At 71.8% G+C, this 17,787-nt stretch carries 18 protein-coding genes; 10 read left to right on the top strand and 8 right to left on the bottom strand.

Annotated features, from left to right (window positions below):
- Nucleotides 1–74 precede the first annotated feature (74 nt).
- The 3 genes from H9I49_RS10890 (at nt 75) to sigJ (ending at nt 4,710) form a co-directional block, all read left to right on the top strand.
- Complete coding sequence (locus tag H9I49_RS10890; RefSeq protein ID WP_188030338.1) at nt 75–2,510, top strand: FdhF/YdeP family oxidoreductase; 2,436 nt, start codon at nt 75–77, stop codon at nt 2,508–2,510.
- Nucleotides 2,511–3,214: 704 nt separating this feature from the next.
- On the top strand, nt 3,215–3,832 hold the full coding sequence (locus H9I49_RS10895; RefSeq protein ID WP_188030339.1) for a carboxymuconolactone decarboxylase family protein: 618 nt from the start codon (nt 3,215–3,217) through the stop codon (nt 3,830–3,832).
- A complete protein-coding gene (gene sigJ, locus H9I49_RS10900) occupies nt 3,829–4,710 on the top strand; it encodes an RNA polymerase sigma factor SigJ (RefSeq protein WP_188030340.1) in 882 nt (293 codons plus the stop codon). The genes H9I49_RS10895 and sigJ overlap by 4 nt, the downstream gene beginning before the upstream one ends.
- A gap of 112 nt (nt 4,711–4,822) precedes the next feature.
- Here sigJ and H9I49_RS10905 read toward each other — a convergent pair whose 3' ends face one another.
- Nucleotides 4,823–5,722: a CoA ester lyase gene (locus H9I49_RS10905; RefSeq protein WP_370587530.1), complete on the bottom strand. Its 900-nt coding sequence runs from the start codon at nt 5,720–5,722 to the stop codon at nt 4,823–4,825.
- Nucleotides 5,723–5,725: 3 nt separating this feature from the next.
- Nucleotides 5,726–6,799, bottom strand: coding sequence for a CoA ester lyase (locus tag H9I49_RS10910; protein ID WP_188030341.1), 1,074 nt, complete (start codon nt 6,797–6,799; stop codon nt 5,726–5,728).
- An 89-nt stretch (nt 6,800–6,888) separates the two neighbouring features.
- On the opposite strand from H9I49_RS10910, the gene H9I49_RS10915 reads away from it, so the two are divergent.
- The 4 genes from H9I49_RS10915 (at nt 6,889) to H9I49_RS10930 (ending at nt 10,687) form a co-directional block, all read left to right on the top strand.
- Nucleotides 6,889–7,572, top strand: coding sequence for a hypothetical protein (locus H9I49_RS10915; protein WP_188030342.1), 684 nt, complete (start codon nt 6,889–6,891; stop codon nt 7,570–7,572).
- A gap of 18 nt (nt 7,573–7,590) precedes the next feature.
- Complete coding sequence (locus H9I49_RS10920; RefSeq protein WP_188030343.1) at nt 7,591–8,898, top strand: magnesium transporter MgtE N-terminal domain-containing protein; 1,308 nt, start codon at nt 7,591–7,593, stop codon at nt 8,896–8,898.
- Nucleotides 8,895–9,461, top strand: coding sequence for a DUF1003 domain-containing protein (locus H9I49_RS10925; RefSeq protein WP_370587531.1), 567 nt, complete (start codon nt 8,895–8,897; stop codon nt 9,459–9,461). Before H9I49_RS10920 ends, H9I49_RS10925 begins: the two co-directional genes overlap by 4 nt.
- An 83-nt stretch (nt 9,462–9,544) precedes the next feature.
- Nucleotides 9,545–10,687 carry an Mrp/NBP35 family ATP-binding protein gene (locus H9I49_RS10930; RefSeq protein WP_188030344.1) on the top strand — a complete coding sequence of 381 codons (1,143 nt, stop codon included), beginning with the start codon at nt 9,545–9,547 and terminating at the stop codon, nt 10,685–10,687.
- Between the two features lie 250 nt (nt 10,688–10,937).
- Here H9I49_RS10930 and H9I49_RS10935 read toward each other — a convergent pair whose 3' ends face one another.
- The 5 genes from H9I49_RS10935 to H9I49_RS10955 form a co-directional block, all read right to left on the bottom strand.
- Nucleotides 10,938–11,297, bottom strand: coding sequence for a twin-arginine translocase TatA/TatE family subunit (locus tag H9I49_RS10935; protein ID WP_188030345.1), 360 nt, complete (start codon nt 11,295–11,297; stop codon nt 10,938–10,940).
- Between the two features lie 56 nt (nt 11,298–11,353).
- A complete protein-coding gene (locus H9I49_RS10940) occupies nt 11,354–13,000 on the bottom strand; it encodes a S1C family serine protease (RefSeq protein WP_188030346.1) in 1,647 nt (548 codons plus the stop codon).
- Nucleotides 12,997–13,680 (bottom strand): anti-sigma factor, encoded by a 684-nt coding sequence (locus H9I49_RS10945; protein WP_188030347.1) that lies wholly within the window; start codon nt 13,678–13,680, stop codon nt 12,997–12,999. The genes H9I49_RS10940 and H9I49_RS10945 overlap by 4 nt, the downstream gene beginning before the upstream one ends.
- Nucleotides 13,681–13,699: 19 nt before the next feature.
- On the bottom strand, nt 13,700–14,344 hold the full coding sequence (gene sigE / locus H9I49_RS10950; protein ID WP_188030348.1) for an RNA polymerase sigma factor SigE: 645 nt from the start codon (nt 14,342–14,344) through the stop codon (nt 13,700–13,702).
- A 141-nt stretch (nt 14,345–14,485) separates the two neighbouring features.
- Nucleotides 14,486–14,944, bottom strand: a complete 459-nt coding sequence (locus H9I49_RS10955; RefSeq protein WP_188030349.1) for a hypothetical protein — start codon at nt 14,942–14,944, stop codon at nt 14,486–14,488.
- Nucleotides 14,945–15,016: 72 nt separating this feature from the next.
- Here H9I49_RS10955 and H9I49_RS10960 point away from each other — a divergent pair, with 72 nt between their 5' ends.
- On the top strand, nt 15,017–15,640 hold the full coding sequence (locus H9I49_RS10960) for an O-methyltransferase (protein ID WP_188030350.1): 624 nt from the start codon (nt 15,017–15,019) through the stop codon (nt 15,638–15,640).
- Between the two features lie 117 nt (nt 15,641–15,757).
- On the opposite strand, the gene H9I49_RS10965 is transcribed toward H9I49_RS10960, so the two are convergent.
- Nucleotides 15,758–15,931, bottom strand: coding sequence for a DUF3117 domain-containing protein (locus tag H9I49_RS10965; protein WP_076262632.1), 174 nt, complete (start codon nt 15,929–15,931; stop codon nt 15,758–15,760).
- Nucleotides 15,932–16,082: 151 nt separating this feature from the next.
- Here H9I49_RS10965 and H9I49_RS10970 point away from each other — a divergent pair, with 151 nt between their 5' ends.
- Both H9I49_RS10970 and H9I49_RS10975 read left to right on the top strand, forming a co-directional pair.
- Entirely contained in the window at nt 16,083–16,919 is an 837-nt protein-coding gene (locus tag H9I49_RS10970) for an enoyl-CoA hydratase/isomerase family protein (RefSeq protein WP_188030351.1), read from the top strand.
- A gap of 49 nt (nt 16,920–16,968) precedes the next feature.
- Entirely contained in the window at nt 16,969–17,718 is a 750-nt protein-coding gene (locus H9I49_RS10975) for a DinB family protein (protein WP_188030352.1), read from the top strand.
- Nucleotides 17,719–17,787 lie beyond the last annotated feature (69 nt).

Genomic DNA, 17,787 nt, shown 5'->3' on the forward strand with positions numbered 1-17,787 from the left:
CGACCAGTCCCGCGTGGGTGATGTGCGAGGGGCGGCGGGTGCCGCGGCGCGACCGATCCGAGGAGGGGTTGACCATGACCGAGCAGAGGAGACGGACCCTGATCCCGCTGGTGCCGGTGCGCCCCACCCCCGCGCCGACGCATGACGTCGACGCCACGGACGTCGAGCGGTCGCGGCTGCGCGCGAAGGCGGGCGGCCTTCCCGCCATCGCCGTCACGGCCCAGCGCGGCATGGAGCAGATGGGCGTCCGGCGCTCGTTCGCGACGCTGCGCCGCATCAACCAGGCCGACGGCTTCGACTGCATGGGCTGCGCGTGGCCCGACCCGCACCCGGAGGAGCGCAGCGTCGCGGAGTTCTGCGAGAACGGCGCCAAGGCGGTCGCGGAGGAGGCGACCCTGCGCCGGGTCGACCCCGACTTCTTCGCCCGGTACCCCGTCGCCGAGCTGGAAGGCTGGACCGACTACCTGCTCGGGCAGCAGGGCAGGATCACGCACCCCATGGTGCTGCGTGAGGGCGGCACGCACTACGAGCCGATCTCGTGGGACGACGCCTTCGCCCTCATCGCAGACCGGCTGCGCGGTCTCGCGAGCCCCGAAGAGGCGCTCTTCTACACGAGCGGGCGCGCGTCCAACGAGGCCGCGTTCGCGTACCAGCTCTTCGCCCGTGCCTTCGGCACGAACAACCTGCCCGACTGCTCGAACATGTGCCACGAGTCGACGTCCGTCGCGCTCGCCGAGGTCATCGGCATCGGCAAGGGGTCGGTGACGCTCGAGGACCTCTACGAGGCCGAGCTCATCGTCATCGCCGGGCAGAACCCCGGCACGAACCACCCCCGCATGCTCATCGCGCTCGAGAAGGCCAAGCGCGGCGGCGCGACGATCGTCGCCGTCAACCCCCTCCCGGAGGCCGGGTTGCGTGGCTTCGACAACCCGCAGACAGTCCGGGGCCTGACGGGCGTCGGCACCGAGCTGGCCGACGAGTTCCTCGCGATCCGCGTCGGCGGCGACCTGGCCCTCTTCCAGGCGATCGGCTCACTGCTCGTCGCCCGCGACGACGCCGGCGAGGATGTGCTCGACCACGACTTCATCGAGCGGCACACGACCGGCTTCGAGGCGTGGGCCCAGCACGTCCGCGAGCTCGACTGGGCCCTCGTCGCCGAGGCCACCTCGCTCGACCGGGCCCAGATCGAGAGGGTCGCCGAGCTGTTCGCGCGCTCGCGCCGCACGGTGCTGTGCTGGGCGATGGGCGTCACGCAGCACCGGCACGCCGTCGCCACGATCAAGGAGATGGCCAACGTCGCGCTCGTCCAGGGCAACATCGGCAAGCCCGGCGCGGGGCTCTGCCCCGTCCGCGGGCACTCGAACGTCCAGGGCGACCGCACGATGGGGATCTGGGAGAAGCTGCCGCCCCACTTCGGCGACGCCCTCGAGGCGGAGTTCGGCATCACCGTCCCGCGTGAGAGAGGTCTCGACGTCGTCAACGCGATTCGGGCGATGCGCGACCACCAGGCGAAGGTGCTCGTCGGGCTCGGAGGCAACTTCGCTGCCGCGACGCCCGACACGGAGGTCACCCACGACGCGCTGCGCAACGTCGAGCTCGTCGTCAACGTCTCGACGAAGCTCAACCGCTCGCACGTCGTCGTCGGCCACACCTCGCTGATCCTGCCGACGCTGGGCCGCACGGAGCGCGACGAGCAGCGCAGCGGCCTGCAGGCCGTCACGGTCGAAGACAGCATGTCCAGCGTCCACCTCTCGCGCGGCCGGCTCGAGCCGGCGAGCCCGCACCTGCGCTCGGAGGTGTCGATCGTCTGCGGCATCGCGGCCGCGACCCTCGCCGGGCGCGGCGCCCCGGGCGAGATCGACTGGGCCGCAATGGCGGACGACTACTCCGTCATCCGCCGGCACATCGAACGGGTCGTGCCCGGGTGTGCCGCCTACGACGAGAAGGTCCACCGGCCGGGGGGCTTCGTGCTCCCCCACCCGCCGCGTGACTCGCGGACCTTCGAGACGCCGTCCGGACGGGCAGCGCTGACGGTGAGCCCCCTGGAGATGGTGTCGGCTCCTGAGGGGCACCTCGTGCTCCAGTCGCTCCGGAGCCACGACCAGTTCAACACGACCATCTACGGGCACGACGACCGCTACCGGGGCATCTCCGGCGGGCGCGAGATCGTCATGGTCCACCCCGACGACCTCGCCACGCTGGGGTTCTCCGACGGCGACCGCGTCGACGTCATCGCTCCCTGGCCCGACGGCACCCAGCGCGTCGTGCGCAACTTCCGGATCATCGCCTACCCCACGGTCCGCGGCTGCGCCGCCGGCTACTACCCCGAGGTCAACCCGCTCGTCGCGCTCGAGTCGACGGCGATCGGCAGCAACTGCCCCGTGTCCAAGGCGGTCGTCGTGCGGTTCGTGCCGGCAGGCACTGCGGACACGCACTCGGCGTCCGACGACTTCGCTGCCGGTGACGACGCGGAGAAGCGCAGCGAGGTCACCCCGCACCACCTCAGCTGAGCACGCGCCACGTGGCACGGGCTGCGTGGCACGCGCTGCGTGGCCCGGGCTGCGTGGCACCGGCCGCGTGGCACGGGCTGCGTCTCGGCCGACGGGCGACGGTGCGCCACGCAGTCCGTGGCCCAAACCGCAGGTCGTGCACCGGACGGCAGTCGGCTCGGGGCTCCCCCCCGCTCATCGGCGACCAGGGGCGTGGCGCGTCCCCCCGGATCGTCGGTGCGGGCGGGCCAGCCCTCAGCCAGGGCGTGCTCTCCGACCGCTACGGGATGCATCGCGCTCGAGAGCTCCGGCCTGGCTGCCGGCACGCCGATCAGCTTGTCGGCTGGTCGATGGGCGGCTTCGGCGCGTTGCTCATCGTGAGTGACCTCGGTCCCTCCCGCGTGAGGTCTGTCGTGGCGGCGAGCGCAGCACTCTGGCTCACGGGCAGCGAGACGTCGCACGGGGGCGTGCGACGGACGCGCCGACTTCGACCGGCACTCGATCTTCCGCCGAACTGCCCGGCTCGCCGAGCCGCACTTCGTCATGGGAGGTCCCGACGACGACGTCTGGTGCGCGCACGCGGCGGCCCAGATGGCCTGGGCGCCCGAGCGAGTCTGAGGCACCGGTGATGTCACACTTCGGCCGGTACGCGTGTCCACCTCCTGACGGCACCCACCATCACGGCGCCCACCACCACGGCGCCCACCACCACGGAGGAGACCGAGATGACCACCCGCCCAGCCGCCCCCATCGCCCCCAGCGCTCCCAACGCTCCCGTCGCCCGCACGAGCTCGGCCCGGGTCCCGCTCGAGCACCGCCCGACGCTCTTCGTGCGGCTGGTGTCGGGGTGGAGCAGGCGCCGCTACGGCGCGGTGCTCGAACCCGGCCTCGCGATGCTGCACAACCGACGCGTCCTGATGTCGGTGTCGCGCTTCGAGATGGCCGTCGAGAAGTGGTCGAGCGTCGACGAAGGGCTCAAGGACCTCGCGTCGGCTGCTGTCGCGGCGCAGATCGGCTGCAGCTGGTGCATGGACTTCGGCTGGTACGTCTCCCGGAACAAGGGTCTGGACCGTGCCAAGCTCGAGCACCTCGCCGACTGGCGCGAGGCCGACGTCTACACGCCCCTCGAGCGGTCCGTGCTCGCGTACGCCGAGGCGATGACCGTCACCCCGCCGGAGGTGACCGACGAGCTCGTCGCCGACCTGCGCGAGCAGCTCACCGACGAGCAGCTCGTCGAGCTCACTGAGATGATCTCGTTGGAGAACCTCCGCTCCCGCACCAACTCGGCCCTCGGCCTCACGAGCCAGGGCTTCAAGGACCACTGCGAGGTGCCAGCACCGTGAACCGTCCGACCGCTGACGAGCAGGCCGCGCTCTTCGAGGAGCACCGACGGCTCCTCGTCGGCGCGGCCTACCGTCTGCTCGGCAGCCACTCCGACGCCGAGGACGTCGTGCAGGATGCGTGGATCCGATGGAGCGGCGTCGACCCGGACACCATCGACGAGCCCCGCGCGTACCTCCTGACGATCACGACGCGCCTGGCCCTGAACCGCTTGCGGCAGCTGCGGACCCGTCGCGAGAGCTATGTCGGACCCTGGCTGCCCGAACCGGTCTCGAGCGACCCCCGCGGCGACGGCGCCGCCGCGGCCGAGCTCGCCGACGACGTGTCGATGGCCATGCTCATCGTCCTCGAGTCACTGAGCCCGCTGGAACGCGCGGCGTTCGTGCTCTCCGACGTCTTCGGTATGCCGTCCGGCGAGGTCGCGGGTGCGCTCGACCGCTCGCCCGCGGCCGTCCGCCAGCTCGTCCACCGGGCCCGCTCGCACGTCGAGGCGCGGCAGCCGCGGTCGGTCGTCGACGCGGCGCGGCACCGCGAGGTGACCGAGCAGTTCATGGCCGCGGCGGCGACGGGTGACCTCGACAGCCTGATGGAGGTACTCTCGCCCGACGTCACCCTCGTCACCGACGGCGGCGGGCTGCGCAAGGCGGCCCTGCGGCCGATCCAGGGCGCGGAGAAGGTGATTCGCTGGCTGCTCGGCGTGCTGGGGCGCCCCGACGTCGAGGGCCTGGCCCCGCACCTGCGCACCGTCAACGGCGAGCTCGCCATCGTGACGACCTCGGTCGAAGGCGTCGACTCGGTCCTGTTCCTGACCGTCGAGGACGACTGCATCACGGCCCTCCACGCGATCCGCAATCCCGACAAGCTCGGGGCCGTCACCTGACGGCGGCTCCAGCCGCGTCTCTCGCGCTCAGCAGCGTCGGTCGCTCTCACCAGCGCCGGAGCGCTCGGTCGTCGCTGAGCGGGAGCCCTGCCGCTCGCGACGTTCCGGTGCCTCATGACAGTGCCGCGATGGCCTCCGCGGTGGCGAGCACCTTGTGAGCGGTGTCGACGTGGAGGTTCTCGATGAGCCGGCCCCCCAGGGTCGCGACGCCCCTGCCCTCTGCCTGCGCGGACTCGAAGGCCGCGATGACGGCCCGTGCCTCCTCGACCTGGGCGGCGCTCGGAGCGAAGACCTCGTTGCACGGCTCGACCTGGCCGGGGTGGATCAGGGTCTTGCCGTCGAAGCCCATCTCGCGACCCTGACGGGCCTCGGCGAGGAAGCCGTCGGCGTCCTTGACGTCGTTGTAGACACCGTCGACGACCGCGACGCCGGCTGCCCGTGCAGCGAGCAGCACGAGCTGGAGGCTCGTCGAGATGGCAGCGCGTCCGGGGGCGAAGGTCGCACCGAGCTCCTTGTAGAGGTCGTTCGTGCCGAGGACGAGACACGCCATCCGGTCGGAGGCGCGCGCGATCTCCTCGGCGTGCAGCACCGCGACCGGCGTCTCGACCATGGCCCACAGGCGCGTGTGCTCCGGGGCCCCCGCTGCCTCCACGGCTGCCACGAGCCGGCGCACCTCTTCGGCCGAGCCCACCTTGGGGACGACGATGGCGTCGGGCCCAGCGGCGCTGGCTGCCGCGAGGTCGGCCTCGTGCCACTGCGAGCCGAGCCCGTTCACGCGAATCGTCAGCTCCCGGCGGCCGTAGTCGCCGGACTGCACTGCGGCACAAGCGTTCTGACGTGCCGAGTCCTTCGCGTCGGGCGCCACGGCGTCCTCGAGGTCGAGGATCAGGGCGTCGACGGGCAGCGTCTTCGCCTTCTCCAGGGCGCGCTCGTTGGAGCTCGGCATGTACAGCACCGAGCGTCGGGGCCGGTAGTGGGTGACCGCGTCCACAGCTGTCGTCTGCTCGGGCACGGGTCAGCCTTCCTGCGGAACGGACTCGGCGGCATACAGCTCGGCGAGCGCCGGGTCGGACTTCGAGAGACGCTCGGCCAGCTCGACGATGACGAGGCACTGCTTGAGGCTGGCGTCGTCCTCCATCTTGCCGTCGAGCATGACGGCGCCGGTGCCGTCGCCCATGGCGGCGACGACGCGCCGGGCGTGCGCGACGTCGTCGGCCGAGGGGCTGAACACCCGCTTGGCAATGTCGATCTGCACCGGGTGCAGCGACCAGGCACCCACGCACCCCAGCAGGAACGCGTTGCGGAACTGGTCCTCGCAGGCGACGACGTCCGAGATGTCGCCGAACGGGCCGTAGTACGGGTAGATGCCGTGCATCGCGCACGCGTCGACCATGCGCGCGATCGTGTAGTGCCAGAGGTCCTGCTGGGCGGTGGCGCGCGCACCCGTGATGTCGCCTCCGACGGGGTCGGCGCGCACGAGGTAGCCGGGGTGGCCGCCGCCCACGCGGGTCGTCTTCATCCGGCGGTCGGCGGCGAGGTCGGCAGGCCCGAGCGAGAGGCCCTGCATGCGCGGAGAGGCCCCGCAGATCTCCTCGACGTTGACCATGCCGCGGGCGGTCTCGAGGATCGCGTGCACGAGGATGGGGCGGGTGAGACCCGCTTTGGCCTCGAGCTGGGCGAGGAGGCGGTCGACGTAGTGGATGTCCTCGGCGCCCTGCACCTTGGGCACCATGACGACGTCGAGCTTGTCGCCGATCTCGGTGACGAGCGTCGTCAGGTCGTCGAGCGCCCAGGGGCTGTCGAGGGCGTTGATGCGGGTCCAGAGCTGCGTGTCGTCGCCGAAGTCGGTGGCCTTGGCGATCTCGACGAGGCCGGCGCGCGCTGCCTCCTTGCGGTCGGCCTTGACGGCGTCCTCGAGGTTGCCGAGCAACACGTCGGCGGTGCCGACGAGGTCGGGCACCTTTGCCGCCATCTTGGGGTTGCTCGGGTCGAAGAAGTGGATGACCCGGCTGGGGCGGGCCGGCACCTGGGTCAGGGGCGCCGGCGCGCCGACCGCGAGGGGACGGAAGAAGTCCTTGGCGCTGCGCATGGGCGTCAACGTAGCAACGCGCTCTCGCGGCGCGTTATGACGACAGTCACGCATGCCACCGATGAGGGCGGGATCACTATGGTGGCCGTGTGACCGAGCCCCGGACCGAGTCGAGTGGGTCGCCGAGCCAGCGGCCCACTGAGCCCTCGAGCGAGCCCTCGAGCGAGCCGCACGCGGCGACGGCCGCCGCCCTGCTCGCCGAGGCGATGACCAAGTCCGGCCTGCTCTGGATCGAGGTGGCCGGTGACCGCACATGGCCCGCGTGGCACGTCTGGGACGACGGCGCGGCCCTTGTCGTCAGTGGTCCCGGCGAGCAGCCGCTGCCGTGGCTGCCGAAGGAGGTCCGGCTCATCCTGCGCAGCAAGGACACCGGAGGCCGGCTGCTGACGGTGCGCGCGCACGTCCACGTCCTCGAGCCCGGCACTCCCGAGTGGCAGCGTGGCGCCGACCTGCTCAGGGCTTCGCGCCTCAACTCCGTCGACGACGCGCTCGCCCGCTGGGCGGCCGAGTGCACCGTCACCGCGCTCGTGCCGTTCGGCAGCCCCCTCGAGTCCCCCGGGGCGTATGCCGCCGACGACCACCGCCAGCCACCTGCCCGCACCGCTGCGACGACGACGTCGTGGCGACCGTGGCACTGGGGTGGCCGTGGTGAGGAGAAGGCGGAGCGCAAGCGGGCCCGCGACGAGGCGAAGGCCGCTCGTCAGGCGGCGAAGGAGCGCGCCAGGCTTCGCAAGAAGCACCAGCGACGTGGCACCCGGCGACGCGGACGCTGACCCCATAGCCTTGGCGTCATGAGTGCGAGCACCCGCGTCTTCGTCGCGCGCCTGACCGGCCTCGCCGTCTTCGACCCGCTCGGCGACCAGGTCGGCCGCGTGCGCGACGTCGTCGTGATGTTCTCGGCCAACCGTCCCGAGCCGCGGGTCATCGGCCTCGTCGTCGAGGTCCCGGGTCGCCGCCGCGTCTTCGTGCCGATGACGCGCGTCACCTCCATCGACGCCGGAGCCGTCATCACGACGGGCCTGGTCAACATGCGTCGCTTCGAGCAGCGCACCAACGAGGTGCTCGTCGCTGCCGAGCTCTTCGACCGCACGGTCCGGGTCACGACCCCCGAGGCAGTCGAGGCCGGCATCGCCGACGCCTTGGTCGAGGACCTCGCCATCGAGCAGGGACCACGACGCGACTGGCTCGGCACGCGCGTCTTCGTCAGGCAGGCCCCGGCTGGTGTCTCCTCGGCGTCCAAGGCCATGTCGCGCCTGACCCGGCGGCGCTCGGGCAAGACGATGCTCGTCGACATCCGCGACGTCGTCGGGCTGCACGAACAGGCTGGGGCTCAGAGCGCCGAGCGGCTCCTCGAGACCTACGACGACCTCAAGGTCGCAGACCTCGCCGAGGTCATCCACGACCTCAACCCGAAGCGGCGGGCGGAGGTCGCCGCCGCGCTCGACGACGAACGCCTCGCCGACGTTCTCGAGGAGCTGCCGGAGGACGACCAGGTCGAGATCCTCGCAGGCCTCGCCAACGAGCGCGCCGCCGACGTCCTCGAGGCGATGGAACCGGACGACGCCGCCGACCTGCTCGCCGACCTGCCGCCGGAGCAGGCCGAGGAGCTGCTGCAGCTGATGGAGCCCGACGAGGCCGCTCCCCTGCGGCGGCTGCTCACCTACGACGAGAACACAGCCGGCGGCATGATGACGACCGAGCCGGTCGTCCTCGGCCCCGAGGCGACCATCGCCGAAGCCCTCGCCACGGTGCGGCGCGAGGAGCTCGCGCCTGCGCTCGCGTCGATGGTCTACGTCTGCCGTCCCCCGCTCGAGGCGCCGACGGGGCGCTACCTCGGCCTCGTGCACATCCAGCGCCTGCTCCGCGAGCCGCCGCACGGCGCGGTCGGCTCGATCATCGACAAGGAGATCCAGCCGGTACCCGCCACCGCCTCGCTCGAGACGGTGACTCGAACGCTCGCGACGTACAACCTCGTGTCGCTGCCGGTCGTCGACGACGACGGGCGGCTCATCGGCGCGGTCACCGTCGACGACGTGCTCGACCACATCCTCCCCGAGGACTGGCGTGAGGAGCGGCACGAGCTGGGGGTCAAGCCGTGAGCGAGCGGACGGAGCGTCGCACGGGCGCGCGGGCCGTGCGCGGCGACAAGCTCGACCAGCCGCAGGAGCAGCGCGCGCGCGTGCTGCCGCGGATGTCCTTCTCCCAGGAGGCGTTCGGCATCCTGTCCGAGAAGTTCGCACGCTTCATGGGCACCGCGCGGTTCCTCATCGGCATGACGGTGTTCGTCGCGGCGTGGATCGCGTGGAACTCCCTCGCCCCGCGGTCGCTGATCTTCGACGAGTTCCCGTTCATCTTCCTGACGCTCATGCTGAGCCTCCAGGCCTCGTATGCCGCTCCCCTCATCCTCCTCGCGCAGAACCGGCAGGCCGACCGCGACCGCGTCGCCCTCGAGCAGGATCGGGCACGCGACGAGCGCAACCTCGCCGACACCGAGTTCCTGACGCGCGAGGTCGCCTCGCTACGTCTCGCCCTGCGCGAGCAGGCCACCCGCGACTTCGTCCGTTCCGAGCTGCGCAGCCTCCTCGACGAGCTCGAGGACCGCGCCCTCATCCGGCGACCGGAGCACGAAGGCACGGAGCCGTCCACCGCACGCGACGCATGAGGTAGCCGCAATGTGCCGGGGCTCACGGCTGCGCAGGCCGGCCGTGACCGTGAGCTCCTCCGCGTCGGCATACGATGGAGGACATGTCTGTCCCCGTACTGCCCAGCCGCGACGTCATGCTCACGGCGCTGTCGAAGGTCAACGACCCCGAGATCCGCAAGCCGATCACCGAGCTCGGCATGGTCAAGTCGGTCGAGATCGACGACGCGGGCAGGGTGGCGCTCGCCATCTTCCTCACGGTCTCGGGCTGCCCGATGAAGGAAACCCTGACCCGGGACAGCTCCAACGCCCTCCTCGCCCTCGACGGCGTGACGTCCGTCGAGGTCGAGCTCGACGTCATGAGCGACGAGCAGCGCGCCGAGCTGCGTTCGCAGCTGCGCGGCGGAGCCCCTGAGAAGGAGATCCCCTTCGCGAAGCCCAACAGCCTCACCCGCGTGTATGCCGTGGCGTCCGGCAAGGGCGGCGTCGGCAAGTCGTCGGTGACCGTCAACCTCGCCGCGGCGATGGCCGAGCAGGGCCTGCGCGTGGGCGTCGTCGACGCCGACGTCTACGGCTTCTCGGTGCCGCGCATGCTGGGGGTCGAGCAGCGCCCGACACAGGTCGACGACATGATCCTGCCGCCCATCAGCCACGACGTGAAGGTCATCTCGATCGGCATGTTCGTGCCCGGCAACCAGCCCGTGGTGTGGCGGGGTCCGATGCTGCACCGCGCGCTGCAGCAGTTCCTCGGCGACGTCTTCTGGGGCGACCTCGACGTGCTGCTCCTCGACCTGCCTCCGGGCACGGGTGACATCGCGATCTCGGTCGCCCAGCTCATCCCCACCGCCGAGATCCTCGTCGTCACGACGCCGCAGCAGGCCGCCGCCGAGGTGGCCGAGCGGGCCGGCGCGATCGCCCTGCAGACGCACCAGCGGGTCGTCGGTGTCATCGAGAACATGTCGTGGCTCGAGCTGCCCGACGGCACCCGCCAGGAGATCTTCGGCTCGGGTGGCGGCCAGGCCGTCGCCGACTCGCTGACGAAGAGCATCGGGGCGCCCGTCGAGCTGCTCGGCCAGATCCCGCTCGACACACGCCTGCGCGAGGGCGGCGACACCGGCACCCCCGTCGTGCTCGGTGAGCCCGACTCCGCTGCCGCCGTCGCCCTGCGCGGTATCGCGCGCAGCCTCGGCTCGCGCGCCCGCGGCCTCGCCGGCCGCTCACTCGGTCTCACCCCCGCGGGACGCTGACCCGCCGCCCCTCAACCGCCGAGGGGGAAATCGGTGCGTACGAAAGTGACCACTCGACGAGCGCGAGCCTCCCCGCGCGTACGAAAGTGACCACTCGACATGCGCGAGGCCTCCCCGCGCGCGGACGAAAGTGACCACTCGACGTGCGCGAGGCCTCGCCGCGCGCGGACGAAAGTGACCACTCGACCGTCTGGTCGAGTGGTCACTTTCGTTCGGGGGAACTCGAGTCCCGTCGTGCCTTGTCGCGGGGTCAGGTGGCTTCGCTGTCCCAGGGCGTTGGCAGGGACGGGTCGTGGCCACGTGGCGTGCTGAGGGGCTTGTCGACGGTCGGCTCGGGCGCGATGTCGTCGTCGTCGGCCGGCGCCGCGAGGGCGTCGCGGACGATCTTGCGCGGGTCGTACTGGCGCGGGTCGTAGGCTCTCCAGTCGACGTCCGAGAACTCCGGACCCATCTCGTCCTTGAGCTGCTGCTTGGCCCGGTCGGCCATCGTGCGGGCCTGCCGCACGAAGCGGCCGAACTTCGCGGCGTACTCGGGCAGTCGCTCGGGACCCAGGATGAGGATCGCGAGCAACCCGAGCAGGAGCAGCTCCCACCCGTTGATGTCGAACACAGTTCCTCCGCTTCCACGCGTTCCGGCGGCGCCATCCTACGGTGGCGGGCTGGGGCCTAGCTGGCCGGATCGGCTTCCAGCGTCATCCGCAGGTCCAGCTGCTGCCCGTCACGCTCGACCCTGAGGCTCACGGTGTCGCCGACCGCCCGGGCGCGGATCGAGACGATGAGCTGGTCGGGCGTTCGGATGCGCTTGCCCTCGAAGGCGACGATGACGTCGCCGGGCTTCACGCCGGCCTTCGCGGCAGGCCCGCCGGCGGTCACGGCATCGGGCGCGTCGATCACCTGCGCGCCCTCGCCGGTGAACGTGCGGTCGAGCTTGACGCCGATGACCGGGTGCGTGGCCTTGCCGGTCGCGATGAGCTGGTCGGCGGTGCGGCGGGCCTGGTCGCTCGGGATGGCGAACCCGAGTCCGATGCTGCCGCCGGTGGCCCCGCTCGTGCCGGGCACGCGTGCGATGGCGCTGTTGACGCCGATGACCCTGCCGTCGAGGTCGAGCAGCGGGCCCCCGGAGTTGCCGGGGTTGATCGCCGCGTCGGTCTGGATCGCGTTGATGTAGGAAGCCTCGCTACCCTCGCCCGGGGTGACAGGGCGGTTCAGGGCGCTGACGATGCCGGTGGTCACGGTCTGGTCGAGCCCGAGCGGGGCGCCGACGGCGATGACCTGGTCACCGACGACGACCTTGTCGGACGGGCCGAGCTGGAGCGGGGTGAGGTCGGTGCGCTCGATCTTCAGCACGGCGAGGTCGTAGCTCGCGTCGCGTCCCACGATCGTCGCCTTCTCGGTGTCACCGTTGCTGAGCACGACCTCGATGTCGCCGCTTACCCCCGGCTCGACGACGTGGTTGTTGGTCAGGACGTGTCCCTTGGAGTCGATGACGAACCCGGAGCCGGTCGCGGACCCCTCGCTGCCGGCGTCGACCTTGATGGTCACGACGCTGGGCAGCACCTTCGCGGCGATGTTGGCGATCGAGCCGGGCGGGCGCTGCGTGGCCCCTGGACCGGGCTCGGGAAGGGTCGACACGCCCGTGTTGATGCGGTCCTCGGCGAGCTGGCCGGCCACCCCGCCGACCACGCCGGACAGCAGGCACAGGCCCACCACGGCCGCGACGACCCTGCCACGCCCCTTGCGCGGGCCGGCAGGTCGCGGCTCGTCGGTGAGCAGCACGCCGGGCGGCACGGGTTCGCCTGCGGCTGAGGGCTGCTCGCCCGCGGGCGCCTGCGGTACCGGGCCGGCGTATGCCGGGCCCGGCCCGAAGGGCCCGCTCGGCTGCGTCGTGGTCGCGCCGGGCTCGGCACCTGGTGCCGCAACCGCAGCGGGATCGGTCACGGGACCCGACGTCTGGGCGGGTGCGCTCGAGGTGACCGGCGCCTCGTCGGCGACCGGGGGCGCGTACGCGGAGCGGTGGGCCTTTTCGGCGAGGGCGTCGGCGCGGTCGCTGCCCCACGAGGCGTCGGCCCGGGCCGGGACGCCGGCGCCGTCGGCCGGGTGCTCGCCGCCGAAGACGTCGAACCACGCGTCCTCGGACCGCGGAGCGGAGGGTGCCTGCGGGCCGGCCGGCACGGGTTGGCTGGGCGCCGGCTCACGAGGTATGGCCTGGGTGTCGTGCAGGTCGATGATGCCGGTCTGCTCCGGCTCGACCGCCCGCGTGGGCTCGGGAGGTGCCGTCGGCTCGGGGTCCGGCGTCCTCGGCTCGTCGCTCATGGACTCGATTGTGCCGAACCGACGTCCGAGACGCGGAGCGGGGCTGGCGCACCGGCGGCGCCGGGGGCCCTGTTGGAGGCGCGGGTCGCCACGACCCAGTAGGGCACGTTGCCGGCACCGACGTCGGACCGGGGCTCACGCGTGACCGACGAGACACGGTTGCCGGGGATGACCGACCCACCGAAGTTGACGGCGCTCACGGTGCTGGCCCCGAAGCTCGCGACCGGTGTGCGCGTCGCGGGCACGCGCGAACCGGGAACCGGCGACACCGTCAGGCCCCAGGCCGCAGCCACGGAGGCGCCGGCCGCGATCGAGGCCACGACCGCCGCACGCATCGGCGAGCGGTGCAGGGCAGGAGCGGTCGGGCGCACGGTGGGCACGGGGTCGTAGGACGGGGCGGACGGCATACGGAAGCCGAGGGGCGGCATCGGGATGCGGGGCCCGGTGCTCGCCGGGGCGGGCTCCAGTGGGGAGGTTGCCGCGAGCCCCATGAGGGAGGTGCGCAGGCTCATCGGCACGCCGGTGTCGGCGCGGAGCGAGGCGACGATCCGTCGCTCCTGCTCGGCGGCGGCCCGGCACATGGCGCAGCAGACGAGGTGTCGGTCGTAGACGTGCAGCAGCGCCGGGGGCAGCGCGCGGTCGACGTAGGCGCGGACGTGGCTCTTGAGGTGCGGCGTCACGTGATCACCCCCGCACCCATCAGCGTGTGCTCGCGGCGACGCGACGGCCGGGGAGGCGCAGGCCCGCACGGGACGTGCGGGAGTCGGGCTTGCCGGCCGCCGACGCGACCGCCTCGGGCGCGCGGTGGGCGAGCGCCTCGCGCAGCTGCGCGCGACCACGGTGGATGCGCGAGCGGACCGTGCCCAGCTTGACGCCGAGCGTCGCGGAGATCTCCTCGTAGGACAGACCCTCGATGTCACAGAGGACGACGGCCGCCCGGAACTCCGGCGCCAGGGCGTCGAGCGCGCGCTGCACGTCGTCGTCGAAACGGCCGTCGTGGTAGGTCTGCTCGGGGCCCTTCTCGGTGCTCGGGAGGCGGCCGGCGGCATCCTCCGGCAGCGCGTCGAAGCGGATCCGCTGCTTGCGGCGCATCTTGTCGAGGAAGACGTTGGTCGTGATGCGGTGCAGCCAGCCCTCGAACGTGCCGGGCTGGTACGAGTGGAGCGAGCGGAAGACCCGGACGAACACGTCGTGCGTCAGGTCCTCGGCGTCGTGGGGGTTGCCCGTGAGGCGGTACGCCAGCCGATAGACGCGCGCCGAGTGCTGCTCGACGATCTCCTCCCAGGTGGGAGGAGTCCACGTCGAGTCGGCCTGCTCCACCGAGGTGGGAGAGGTGGACGTCACGCTGGTGCTCACTTGGGGCTGGGCCTTTCACGGGAAGGGTTCAACGACAAGAACGCCGTCAATGCTGGTTTCGTTCCCTCGATCGTGTCGTGCGGTGCTGTCCGGCCACCCGCCGGAACCTGTGGATCCGCTGTGGATCGGTCACGGCGCCTGGTCGCTGCACTCGCGAGGGGTGGCCTCGTGGTGGCGCCGGCCGTGCGTGCGCCGGTCCTCCTTCATCTCGGCCTCGTAGAGGTGCCGGCGTCCGTCGACGAGCTCGTTGCGGGCGGCGGCCTCGAGGTCCCTGAACGTCGCGTAGTAGCCGTCGTCGTACTCCTCGATGACCTGGAACGTCCACCGCCCCTCGAGGACGTTGCGCCCGACGAGCTCCGTCTGGAGCCGGTCTGCGAGGTCGACGTGACCGGCCGTGCGGAGCATCTCGACCGCCTCGCCGAGCGCGAGGTCGGCCGTGCCGGTCAGGCGGTGGAAGCGGTACAGGTGGCCCCGGGCGTCCTCGATCACCTCGAAGGCCTCGGACAGCTTTCCGAGCGCCTCGATGGTGGCGTCGTCGACACCCTCCGGGCGCCGGTGCTCCGGGGTCGGCACGTCGTTGTCATCCATGAGCCGATCCTTACCCCTTCCGGGGCGACGGCGTGCCGAATCCACCCGGTTCGTCACAGTAGGGTGACGACCATGAGCACCCAGAAGGTCGCCGCATGGTCGCACGCCGAGGAGTTCGTCGCCGCGAGCGAGCACGTCGAGGAGGCGAGCCGCCGCGGCGAGGAGCTCGGCGCCCAGCCCGTCGGCAACGGTGTCGGCGCCGCGCTACAGGTGCTCGCGGCCGCGACGGGTGCCAAGGCCGTCATGGAGATCGGCACGGGTGCCGGCGCGTCCGGCCTGTGGCTGCTCGGCGGCATGCCGGCCGACGGCATCCTCACGACGATCGACCTCGAGACCGAGCACCAGCGCGCGGCCCGCGAGGCCTTCGCGGCCGCCGGGATCGCCCACCAGCGCACCCGCGTCATCGCCGGTCGGGCGCTCGAGGTGCTCCCCCGTATGACCGATGCCGCCTACGACCTTGTCGTCGTCGACGCCGACAAGGAGGAGTACCCCGACTACCTCACGCAGGCCACCCGCCTGCTCCGGCCCGGCGGCACCCTCGTGCTCACGTGGAGCGACAAGGAGTCCGACCCGGCCAACCGCGACGCCGAGACGCGCACGCTGCGTGACGTCGGGCGCACCATCCTCGCCCACGACCAGTTCACCGTGGCGCTGCTTCCCGTGGGCGAGGGCCTGCTCGTCGCCGTCAAGCGTTGACACGGTCCGGACGCGTATGCCGTCCGGCCGGCCGGACGGCATACGCCCTCTCGCCGGTGACGCGAACGGCCCCCGACCGGATGGTCGGGGGCCGTCTAACCTGGATCGGGTGAAGGGTCAGCTGACGCCGTCACAACCCTGGATCGCGTCACGCAGAGCTGCAGCCTCGTCGGGGGTCATCTCGACAACGAGACGCCCGCCGCCCTCAAGGGGCATCCGCAACACGATGCCGCGGCCCTCCTTGACGACCTCGAGCGGTCCGTCGCCGGTCCTCGGCTTCATTGCTGCCATGGTTCCCCTTCCCTAGGAATCCTCGGTCTTTGGTCCCATTATTCCGTGTCTCGTTTGCGAGACCTAATTGGGGATGTGACCGAAGGCACCCCGTGGCACGTGACGGGTGCCACGCTTCCCCGAGGGGACAGATTGGGACAGAGTGGCGGCCATGACGCAGACCCCCGAGACGCCTGAGACGCCCGACTTCCCCGAGGCGCCCGACGCCCCGCTCCTCGTCGAGGTCGACGACGGCATCGCCTGGCTCCGGCTCAACCGGCCCGACGCCATGAACAGCCTCGACAACGCCCTCAAGGGCGCGCTCGTCGCCGCGCTGCACGACGTCGGCGAGGACCCGGCCGTGCGGTGTGTCGTGCTCACGGGGTCGGGTCGCGCGTTCTGCGTCGGGCAGGACCTCAAGGAGCACGTGCGCAACCTCGGCGACCCCACCTCGACGCTCGCGACGACGGTCACCGACCACTACAACCGGATCGTCACGTCGCTCGCGACGATGAACAAGCCGGTCATCGCGGCGATCAACGGGGTCGCGGCGGGGGCGGGACTCAGCTTCGCCCTGGCGTGCGACTTCCGTGTCGCGTCGGACCGCGCGGGGCTCAACACGTCGTTCGCGGGCATCGCACTCTCGTGCGACTCGGGCGCGTCGTGGACCCTTCCCCGGCTCGTCGGGCCCGCCCGCGCCAAGGAGCTGCTCCTCCTGCCGCGCACGGTGGGCGCCGACGAGGCACTCGCTCTCGGCCTCGTGACGAAGGTCGTACCTGCCCACGAGCTCGATGCGGCCGTCGCCGACCTCGCGCGGACGCTGGCCGACGGTCCCACCCTCGCGTACGGCTCGATCCGCCGTGCGGTCGCCTACTCCGCGAGCGCCGACCTCGCCGACGCGCTCGCCAACGAGGCCGAGCTCATGGCCCTCACCGGTCGGAGCAGCGACCACCGGGCCGCGGTCGACGCGTTCCTGGCCAAGGACAAGCCGACCTACAGCGGTACCTGAGCCACGCCTGCTCAGTGTCGCTGTCGGTGTGCGGGGCTAGCGTCGAGGAATGGCACCGGAGTTCCGCGACCAAGACCTCAGCGACGCCGTCTTCCGCGACGTGGACCTCAGCCGCGCGACGTTCCGTGAGGGCGTCCTCTCGGGGGCCCGGATGATCGGGGTGGTCGCCGTCGGCATGGAGATCGACGGGCTCGTGCAGGACCTCGTCGTCAACGAGGTCGAGGTGACGGCATACGTCGAGGCCGAGCTCGACCGGCGCCACCCGGAGCGCCTGCTGATGCGCTCGGAGGAACCGGCAGGTCTCCGTGAGGCCTGGTCGTGGCTGTTGCGCCACTGGGACGAGACCGCGGCGCGCGTGGCGGCGCTGCCCGAAGCGGACCAGCACCGAGGCGTTGACGACGAGTGGTCGGCGCTGGAGACGATGCGCCACCTCGTCTTCGTCACCGATGCGTGGTTCACCCGGGCGGTCCTCGGACGGGCCGGTGCCTTCCACGCGATCGGACTGCCATCCGGGTTCGTGCCGCACCAGCCCGAGATGGGGATCGACCCCACGGCGTCGCCGAGCCTCGACGAGGTGCTCGAGGTGCGGCTGCGGCAGCGCACCGAGGTCGGCGACTTCCTGGCCACGGTGACGCCTGATGACTTCGCGCAGCGCGGGTGGGACGCGACCGAGCGGGGCTGGCCGCTCGACCCGACCGAGCGCACGATCCTCGAGTGCCTGCACACGCTGCTCGACGAGGAGTGGGCGCACCGCCGCTTCTGCGAGCGTGACCTCGACCGGCTCGCCGCGGAGGGCTGATCGGGCGCGAGGGCGCGCGACGGCTGTCGCTGGGACGCATCGGGTGCCCCATCAGACGCCAGATCTCGC

Origin of the sequence: Terrabacter sp. MAHUQ-38 (assembly GCF_014518425.1) — a bacterium.
In the GTDB taxonomy this organism is placed as follows: domain Bacteria; phylum Actinomycetota; class Actinomycetes; order Actinomycetales; family Dermatophilaceae; genus Terrabacter.

Excerpts from the sequence above, each read along its gene's own strand:
- H9I49_RS10970 (WP_188030351.1), top strand. The coding sequence starts at position 16,083 with ATGACGCAGACCCCCGAGACGCCTGAGACGCCCGACTTCCCCGAGGCG.
- H9I49_RS10895 (WP_188030339.1), top strand. The coding sequence starts at position 3,215 with ATGACCACCCGCCCAGCCGCCCCCATCGCCCCCAGCGCTCCCAACGCT.
- H9I49_RS10960 (WP_188030350.1), top strand. The coding sequence starts at position 15,017 with ATGAGCACCCAGAAGGTCGCCGCATGGTCGCACGCCGAGGAGTTCGTC.
- H9I49_RS10910 (WP_188030341.1), bottom strand. The coding sequence starts at position 6,799 with ATGCGCAGCGCCAAGGACTTCTTCCGTCCCCTCGCGGTCGGCGCGCCG.
- H9I49_RS10890 (WP_188030338.1), top strand. The coding sequence starts at position 75 with ATGACCGAGCAGAGGAGACGGACCCTGATCCCGCTGGTGCCGGTGCGC.
- H9I49_RS10940 (WP_188030346.1), bottom strand. The coding sequence starts at position 13,000 with ATGAGCGACGAGCCGAGGACGCCGGACCCCGAGCCGACGGCACCTCCC.
- H9I49_RS10965 (WP_076262632.1), bottom strand. The coding sequence starts at position 15,931 with ATGGCAGCAATGAAGCCGAGGACCGGCGACGGACCGCTCGAGGTCGTC.
- H9I49_RS10920 (WP_188030343.1), top strand. The coding sequence starts at position 7,591 with ATGAGTGCGAGCACCCGCGTCTTCGTCGCGCGCCTGACCGGCCTCGCC.
- H9I49_RS10955 (WP_188030349.1), bottom strand. The coding sequence starts at position 14,944 with ATGGATGACAACGACGTGCCGACCCCGGAGCACCGGCGCCCGGAGGGT.
- H9I49_RS10930 (WP_188030344.1), top strand. The coding sequence starts at position 9,545 with ATGTCTGTCCCCGTACTGCCCAGCCGCGACGTCATGCTCACGGCGCTG.
- H9I49_RS10975 (WP_188030352.1), top strand. The coding sequence starts at position 16,969 with ATGGCACCGGAGTTCCGCGACCAAGACCTCAGCGACGCCGTCTTCCGC.